The following is a 7,101-nucleotide window of genomic DNA, read 5'->3' as shown; positions in this document are numbered from 1 at the left end:
GTGCATGTCGGCCCGGCCGGCACCGGCGAGCTGTCAAAACTGGTCAATCAATTGATCGTGGCCAGCACCATCGCCACCGTCGCCGAAGGCCTGCTGCTGGCCGAGCGCGGCGGCGCCGACCCGTCCAAGGTGCATGAAGCCTTGATGGGCGGTTTTGTCGATTCACCGATCTGGCGTCAACACGGTCAGCGCATGCTGACCAACGACTTCACCCCCGGTGGCCCGGCCAAATGGCAACTCAAAGACACCCGCACCGCCCTCGCCCAGGCGCACAAGCTCGGCTTGTCGCTGCCGGTGGCCAGTCTCGTCGACGGGCTGTTTGCAGCCATGGTCGAGGCCGGTGACGGCGAGCTTGATCACGCCGGATTGATCCGCCAGTTACGCCGCAACAACACTTTGCCTGAATAAAAATAATTTGCTGGAGCCTGCCATGACCGAATCCACCCCACGCCGCCTGCGCAGCCAGTTATGGTTCGATGATCCCAGCCATGCTGACCTCACCGCGCTGTACGTTGAGCGCTACATGAACCAGGGGCTGACCCGCGCTGAACTGCAATCGGGGCGGCCGATTATCGGCATCGCCCAGACCGGCAGCGACCTGACCCCGTGCAACCGTCATCACATTGAACTGGCCAAGCGGGTCAAGGATGGCATCCGCGATGCGGGCGGGATCCCGATGGAATTCCCGGTGCACCCGATTGCCGAGCAGTCACGCCGCCCGACCGCCGCACTGGACCGCAATCTGGCCTATCTGGGCCTGGTTGAAGTGCTGCACGGCTACCCGCTGGATGGCGTGGTGCTGACCACCGGCTGCGACAAAACCACCCCGGCGTGCCTGATGGCCGCCGCCACCACCGACTTGCCATCCATCGTGCTGTCCGGCGGGCCGATGCTCGACGGTTGGCACAAAGGCCAGCGCATCGGCTCCGGCACGGTGCTGTGGCATGCGCGCAATTTGCTCAGCGCAGGCGAGATCGACTACGAAGGGTTCATGACCCTGACCACCGCCTCGTCACCCTCGGTGGGCCACTGCAACACCATGGGCACCGCGCTGTCGATGAACGCGCTGGCCGAAGCGTTGGGCATGTCGTTGCCGGGTTGCGCGAGCATTCCGGCGCCGTACCGCGAGCGCGGGCAAATGGCTTATGCCACCGGCATGCGCATTGTCGATCTGGTACGCGAAGACGTGCGCCCGTCACAGATCATGACCCACGCCGCCTTCGAAAACGCCATCGCTGTGGCCTCGGCCCTCGGCGCCTCCACCAACTGCCCGCCGCACCTGATCGCCATCGCCCGCCACAGCGGCATCGACCTGTCGCTGGACGACTGGCAGCGCGTCGGTGAAGACGTGCCGTTGCTGGTCAACTGCATGCCCGCCGGTGAATACCTGGGCGAAAGCTTCCACCGTGCGGGCGGCGTTCCGGCGGTGATGCACGAACTGGATAAAGTCGGCCGTCTGCACCGCGATTGCCTGACCGTGAGCGGCCGCAAGATGGGCGAAGTGGTGGCCGATTGTGTGACCGGCGACCGCGACGTGATCCGCTCCTACGAAGACCCGTTGATGCACCGCGCAGGCTTTATCGTGCTCAGCGGCAACTTCTTCGACAGCGCGATCATGAAGATGTCGGTGGTCGGTGAAGCGTTTCGCAGCACCTACCTCAGCGACCCCGAGCGGCCCAACAGTTTTGAAGCGCGGGCCATCGTCTTTGAAGGCCCGGAAGACTATCAGGCGCGGATCAACGACCCGTCACTGGACATCGACGAGCGCTGCATTCTGGTGATTCGCGGCTGCGGCACTGTGGGCTTCCCCGGCAGTGGCGAGGTGGTCAACATGACCCCGCCGTCCGCCATGATCAAGGCCGGTATCGACTCGTTGCCGTGCATGGGCGACGGTCGCCAGAGCGGCACCTCGGCCAGCCCGTCGATCCTCAACATGTCCCCGGAATCGGCGGTGGGGGGCGGCTTGTCATTGCTGCGCACTGGTGACCGCCTGCGCGTCGATCTCAATGCGCGCAGCGTCAACCTGCTGGTGGACGAAGCCGAACTCGACGAGCGTCGCAAAGAACCGCTGCCACCGCTGGCCCCGTCGCAAACCCCGTGGCAGGAACTGTACCGCCAACTGGTCGGCCAGTTGTCCACCGGCGGCTGCCTGGAACCGGCCACCCTGTACTGGCGCGTCATCCCGGAAAACGGCCCGCCGCGCCACTCTCACTAACGCTCAGCTCCCTGTGTAGGAGCGAGCTCGTCTCGCGATCTTTTGATCTTGAAAGATCGCGAGGCAAGCTCGCTCCTACAGGACACGTTCGCCCAAAATTCGAGGATTGCCCCCATGAACACGCTGCAATTGAACATAGAAAACTCCCTGCCGCACGACTGGCAACGGGCAACCCTGGTCGGTCGCGTGTGGCTCCCCGGCGAACGCGGCGGCCCGGCCGTGGTGGTGATTCGTGACGGTGAAGTGATCGACTGCAGTGCGCACTTCGCGACCCTGAGCCTGTTGCTCGATCATGATCAACCTCTACAAGCGGTGCGCGAAATCAGCGGCACGCCGCTCGGCTCGATCGAGGCGTTACTGGCCAACAGCGGCGAACAGCGCGACCCGGCAAAACCTTACTTGCTGGCCCCAACCGACCTGCAAGTGATCAAGGCCGCAGGCGTGACGTTTGCCTCCAGCATGATCGAACGGGTCATCGAAGAAAAAGCCGGTGGCGACGCCCTGCGCGCCGAAGAAATTCGCGCCCTGGTGCAAGCGGCCATCGGCGATAACCTGCGCGACCTCAAGCCCGGCTCACCCGAAGCCATGCGCCTAAAGCAGGTGCTGATCGAGCAAAAAATGTGGTCACAGTACCTGGAAGTCGGCATCGGCCCGGACGCCGAGATTTTCACCAAAGCGCCGATACTGGCCGCCGTCGGCAGCGGTAACGCGATTGGCATCCACCCCGGCTCCAGCTGGAACAACCCTGAACCCGAAGTGGTGCTGGCCGTCGACAGCCAGGGCCGCATCCATGGCGCGACGTTGGGCAACGACGTCAACCTGCGCGACTTCGAAGGCCGCAGCGCGCTGCTGCTAAGCAAGGCCAAAGACAACAACGCCTCGTGCGCCCTGGGGCCGTTTATCCGCCTGTTCGACGAGCATTTCAGCCTCGACGACGTGCGCAACTGCGAAGTAACCTTGCGGGTTGAAGGCCAAGACGGCTACGTGCTCAACGGCAAAAGCTCAATGAACCAGATCAGCCGCGACCCGGCCGACCTGGCCGAACAGACCCTCAACGAAAACCACCAATACCCGGACGGCTTTGTGCTGTTCCTCGGCACCCTGTTTGCCCCCACCGACGACCGCGACCATCCCGGCCAAGGCTTCACCCACAAACCGGGCGATGTGGTGAGCATTGCCTCCACCACCCTGGGCGCCCTGCACAACCGCGTAACCACCAGCGACCAGGCCCCGCGCTGGACGTTCGGCGTGGGCGACCTGATGAAGAACCTGGCCGGCCGCGGGTTGTTGGGGTAAGGCATTGCGCAGTGGCAGGCGCTGGATTGGCAGCGCCTGTAAGGTCAACGTTCTAATACCCACCAGGTTAAGCAACACAGCCAATAAATAGCGTCAAATCGACAATTTGCGGCTCTTCCAACAGCTTCGCGAACAATGCAGCTTGATCGGGTGTGAGTTCCTGCTCACCGCCCAAGGCATCTTCTAAATGTGTCCATCTCATGATGGCCAGCGCTGAGCTATGAAGACTTTCGTCGATAAAGAACTTGAACTTCACACGGTCATCATCCGTCGGTTCAGGGAGAAAGCCTGTAAGTCGTAATTTCATAGTTAACTCTGGTCTATTTAGGGGTGGTACGTCCATTTTTGGCAGGTTTGGTTTGCTTGCCTGTATCTGGATCAAACTCACCTAAGTGTTTGCCCTGTTTGTCATACATTTCGACTGCCCCATGCTGGTAATCCCACTCATAGATTCTGCCTCTACCATCAACCCACCTATTTCGTTTTTTCCCTCCCCCTTGAACTGATGACTTTGGGCGAGCACTGACGGCGTCAGGAAACGCTGGCAATAAATCAGGTGGTTTGTGATAACCATGCCCCGGTACACTCAACACAATATAAAGCGGTGCCACCCCCGAATCAGCCGGGAACACCAGGATGAAGTCCTTGTAGTCTGGCGGGTAGATCGGGTTGACGATGATTGTGTCGGCGCTTTTGGTCGGCGGAAAGATCCAGATAGGTGGTGTGTGGGGAGCGCCTTTTAGCGGCGGGATGCCGAGCGTATCGCTTGGATCTATTGCAGGTGTCCAGATCAGTTCGACGCCATCACCAAAGTCCGCCACGTATTGCGAGCCGCGCTGGCTGAACTGGATAACGTCGATCATTTCCCATTCGGGTTTTGTGCCGGTATAGAAGCCATAGCCCTTGAGCGAGCCATCTGCCTGTTGTTCAACGTACAAACGCATGCGGGTACGGGCTTGTTTGAGTGAGCGCAATTGGTCTTCGGTGTACAGGGCGCTGTCGGCAAGATCAGACGGCCAGAAAAAAACCACCAAGCCTGCCAAAAGGCTCGCAATCATGGTTCCGCCGGCCGTTGCTGCGACTCCCATGGCCGTGCCGCCCAAAGCCAAACCGCCGACACCCGCCGGTACCGCACCACTGATGATTTCTAACGGGACCAGCCCGGAACTATCTGCCTGACGGGCACCCAGAATCGCGAAATGGCCGTAATCGCTCAGGCTGTCGACGGGCACAAAGCCCGTGGGGTCGGTGTAGTTGATAACGGCATCGGGCAGCTTGCTGCACTTGGCGAATACACAGCCCCGACGCTCAGGTTTCTGCGAGCTCTGCTGAGCTACCGATTCAGCCCGGCGTCGCTCCATGTAGGCATCTTGTCGGGCCTGAATGGCCTCGTAAGCCTTGATACCGTCGTCGCGTTCTTTGAGTTCGGCGGGGGTCATGTCGTCGAAGTACGAAGCCCCTTGACCACCATCGCCACCCACACGCCGACGTGTTTGCGTCACGCCTTGCTTGTTGCTCATAGGACGCCTTCCTGTAGGAGAGCGCCGCACGGTATCGGCATGAATATGCGCTCGAAATCAGGCGGGTCGGCAGTGCGTGTAGGCTTGTTGAGCTTCTATTGAGGGATTTGATCCACGGCATACCACGTGTAGGAGCGAGCTTGCCTCGCGATCTTTTAAACGATCAAAAGATCGCGAGGCAAGCTCGCTCCTACAGGGGGGTTGGGGGTATCAGTAGACGGCTTCGCCCGCACCGGCGGCGAGGCGGCGGAATATCAGCGCCGAGGCCATGCAGGCGATGCCGCAGAGCACCAGCATGGCGGCAACATCGCTGATTTGCGGCACGCTGTGCCCGCGCAGGTTCATCAACACGCCCAACAGTGAGGCCATCAGGCCCACCGACAGGCTCATGCTCAATTGCACGGTCATGGCCGACAGGCTGCTGGCGCGGCTGCTCAGTGCAGCAGGCACGTCGGCGTAGGTCAGCGCGCCGAGGGTGCTGTATTGCAATGAACGAATCACCCCACTGCCAAACAGCATTAGCACGATGACGCTGTAGGGGGTGGCGTCGGTAAAACTCGCGCATGAGGCCAGGGTCAGGCCGGTCAATACGGCGTTGATCACCAGCGTGCGGCGGATGCCGTAACGGCGCACCACGCGTACGGCCAGCAGTTTCATCGCAAAGGCCCCGGCGCCTCCGGCCAAGGTCAGCAGCCCGGCGTGCAACGGGCTCAGGCCAAAACACAGCTGGAACATCAGCACCAGCAAAAACGGTAACGATGAGGTGCCCAGACGCAGCAGGTTGCCGCCCCAGAAGCTGATGCCGTAGCTGGGGATGCGCAGCAGTTTGAGGTCCAGCAGCGGCTCGGCGCAGCGTTGTGCATGGCGGATGTATAACGCGCCGCAGAGCAGGCCGACGGCGATCATCAGCGCCACCCACAGGTGCGGCAACAGGCCGTGCCCCAGCGCTTCAAAGCCGAACACCAGCGCCGCCATGGCCACCGCGCTCAGTGCCAGCCCGCGTACATCCAGCCCCTGCTCACGCACGCCGGGGTAGTACGGCACATGGCGCAGCACCAACACGATACCGACCACACCGATGGGCACATTGATCAGGAAGATCCAGTGCCACGACCAATAGGTGACCATCAGGCCGCCCAACGGCGGGCCGAGCATGGGGCCGATCAACGCCGGGATGGTCAGGTACGACAGGTTGCGCAGCAGGTCTTCACGGGGTGACCAGCGCAACAGGATCAACTGCCCCACGGGCACCATCATCGCCCCCGCCGCGCCCTGGAGCATGCGCGCCAGGCACAGTTGCAGCAGTGAGTTGGAAGCAGCGCAGGCCAGGGATGAGGCGATAAACAGCGAGATGGCGATCACGAATAATCGACGCGGCCCGTAGCGGTCGGCCACCCAGCCGCTGACCGGCACACACAGCGCAGCCCCGAGCATGTAGAGCGAAACCACCAGGTTCATGCGGATGCTCGGCGCGCCGAAGTCGCTGGCCATTTGCGGCAAGGCGGTCATGACGACGGTGGAGTCGATCAGTTCCATGCACAGCGCACAGCCAATGATCATCGGCACGCGCCTCGATAACGGGCGCGTGTGCGGGAGGGTTTGGGCGATGGTCACTCAGGGGGTTCTCGGTGAGGATACGTTTTGCACGGTTTCGCCCTTACGGCATGGCACAAGCCAGATCAAAAGATCGCGAGACAAGCTCGCTCCTACAGGGCGTGAATCAGGGTTAAATGGCTAGCTTGAGGAAGTCGAAGGCCATGCGGCGGCCGCTTTCCAGGTGCGGGATGGCGTCCAGCAGGGCTTGGGTGTACGGGTGTTGCGGGTGGTCGAAGACGTCGCGCACGCGGCCGCTTTCGACGGCTACGCCGTCTTTCATCACCAGCACGTCGTCGCTGACGTGGTTGATAACGCCAAGATCGTGGGAGATGAACAGGCAGGCCAGGCCCAGGCGCTGTTTGAGGTCGTCGAGCAGTTCGAGGATTTGCGCCTGCACCGAGACGTCCAGCGCCGACACCGGTTCGTCGCACACCAGTATCTGCGGCTGCGCCGCCAGGGCGCGGGCGATGGCGA

Annotated in this window: 6 protein-coding genes and 1 pseudogene; 3 read left to right on the top strand and 4 right to left on the bottom strand. The window is 61.9% G+C overall.

All coding sequences use genetic code 11. The features are described 5' to 3' along the window. The 3 genes from GHO41_RS28085 to GHO41_RS28075 form a co-directional block, all read left to right on the top strand. Positions 1-408, top strand: a 408-nt coding sequence (locus GHO41_RS28085) for an NAD(P)-dependent oxidoreductase (protein ID WP_153364304.1), incomplete at its 5' end; no start/stop codon positions are given. Positions 409-430: 22 nt separating this feature from the next. Then, positions 431-2,215 carry an IlvD/Edd family dehydratase gene (locus GHO41_RS28080; protein WP_048370726.1) on the top strand — a complete coding sequence of 595 codons (1,785 nt, stop codon included), beginning with the start codon at positions 431-433 and terminating at the stop codon, positions 2,213-2,215. A gap of 114 nt (positions 2,216-2,329) precedes the next feature. Further along, positions 2,330-3,511 carry a fumarylacetoacetate hydrolase family protein gene (locus GHO41_RS28075; RefSeq protein WP_153435239.1) on the top strand — a complete coding sequence of 394 codons (1,182 nt, stop codon included), beginning with the start codon at positions 2,330-2,332 and terminating at the stop codon, positions 3,509-3,511. 67 nt (positions 3,512-3,578) lie between these two features. Here GHO41_RS28075 and GHO41_RS28070 read toward each other — a convergent pair whose 3' ends face one another. From GHO41_RS28070 to GHO41_RS28055, 4 genes and pseudogenes are all read right to left on the bottom strand, one after another. Beyond that, positions 3,579-3,818 (bottom strand): pyocin S6 family toxin immunity protein, encoded by a 240-nt coding sequence (locus GHO41_RS28070; protein ID WP_153435238.1) that lies wholly within the window; start codon positions 3,816-3,818, stop codon positions 3,579-3,581. Between the two features lie 13 nt (positions 3,819-3,831). Beyond that, positions 3,832-5,031 (bottom strand): colicin E3/pyocin S6 family cytotoxin, encoded by a 1,200-nt coding sequence (locus tag GHO41_RS28065; RefSeq protein ID WP_153435237.1) that lies wholly within the window; start codon positions 5,029-5,031, stop codon positions 3,832-3,834. A gap of 210 nt (positions 5,032-5,241) precedes the next feature. Continuing rightward, entirely contained in the window at positions 5,242-6,591 is a 1,350-nt protein-coding gene (locus GHO41_RS28060; RefSeq protein WP_153435240.1) for an MFS transporter, read from the bottom strand. A gap of 166 nt (positions 6,592-6,757) precedes the next feature. Continuing rightward, a pseudogene (locus GHO41_RS28055) lies at positions 6,758-7,101 on the bottom strand (ABC transporter ATP-binding protein); the annotation flags it as partial.

The organism is Pseudomonas sp. FSL R10-0399 (assembly GCF_009600165.1).
Classification (GTDB): domain Bacteria; phylum Pseudomonadota; class Gammaproteobacteria; order Pseudomonadales; family Pseudomonadaceae; genus Aquipseudomonas; species Aquipseudomonas helleri.
Note: the sequence above shows the minus strand (reverse complement) of the source record. Positions and strands in the feature narration are given on the sequence as shown.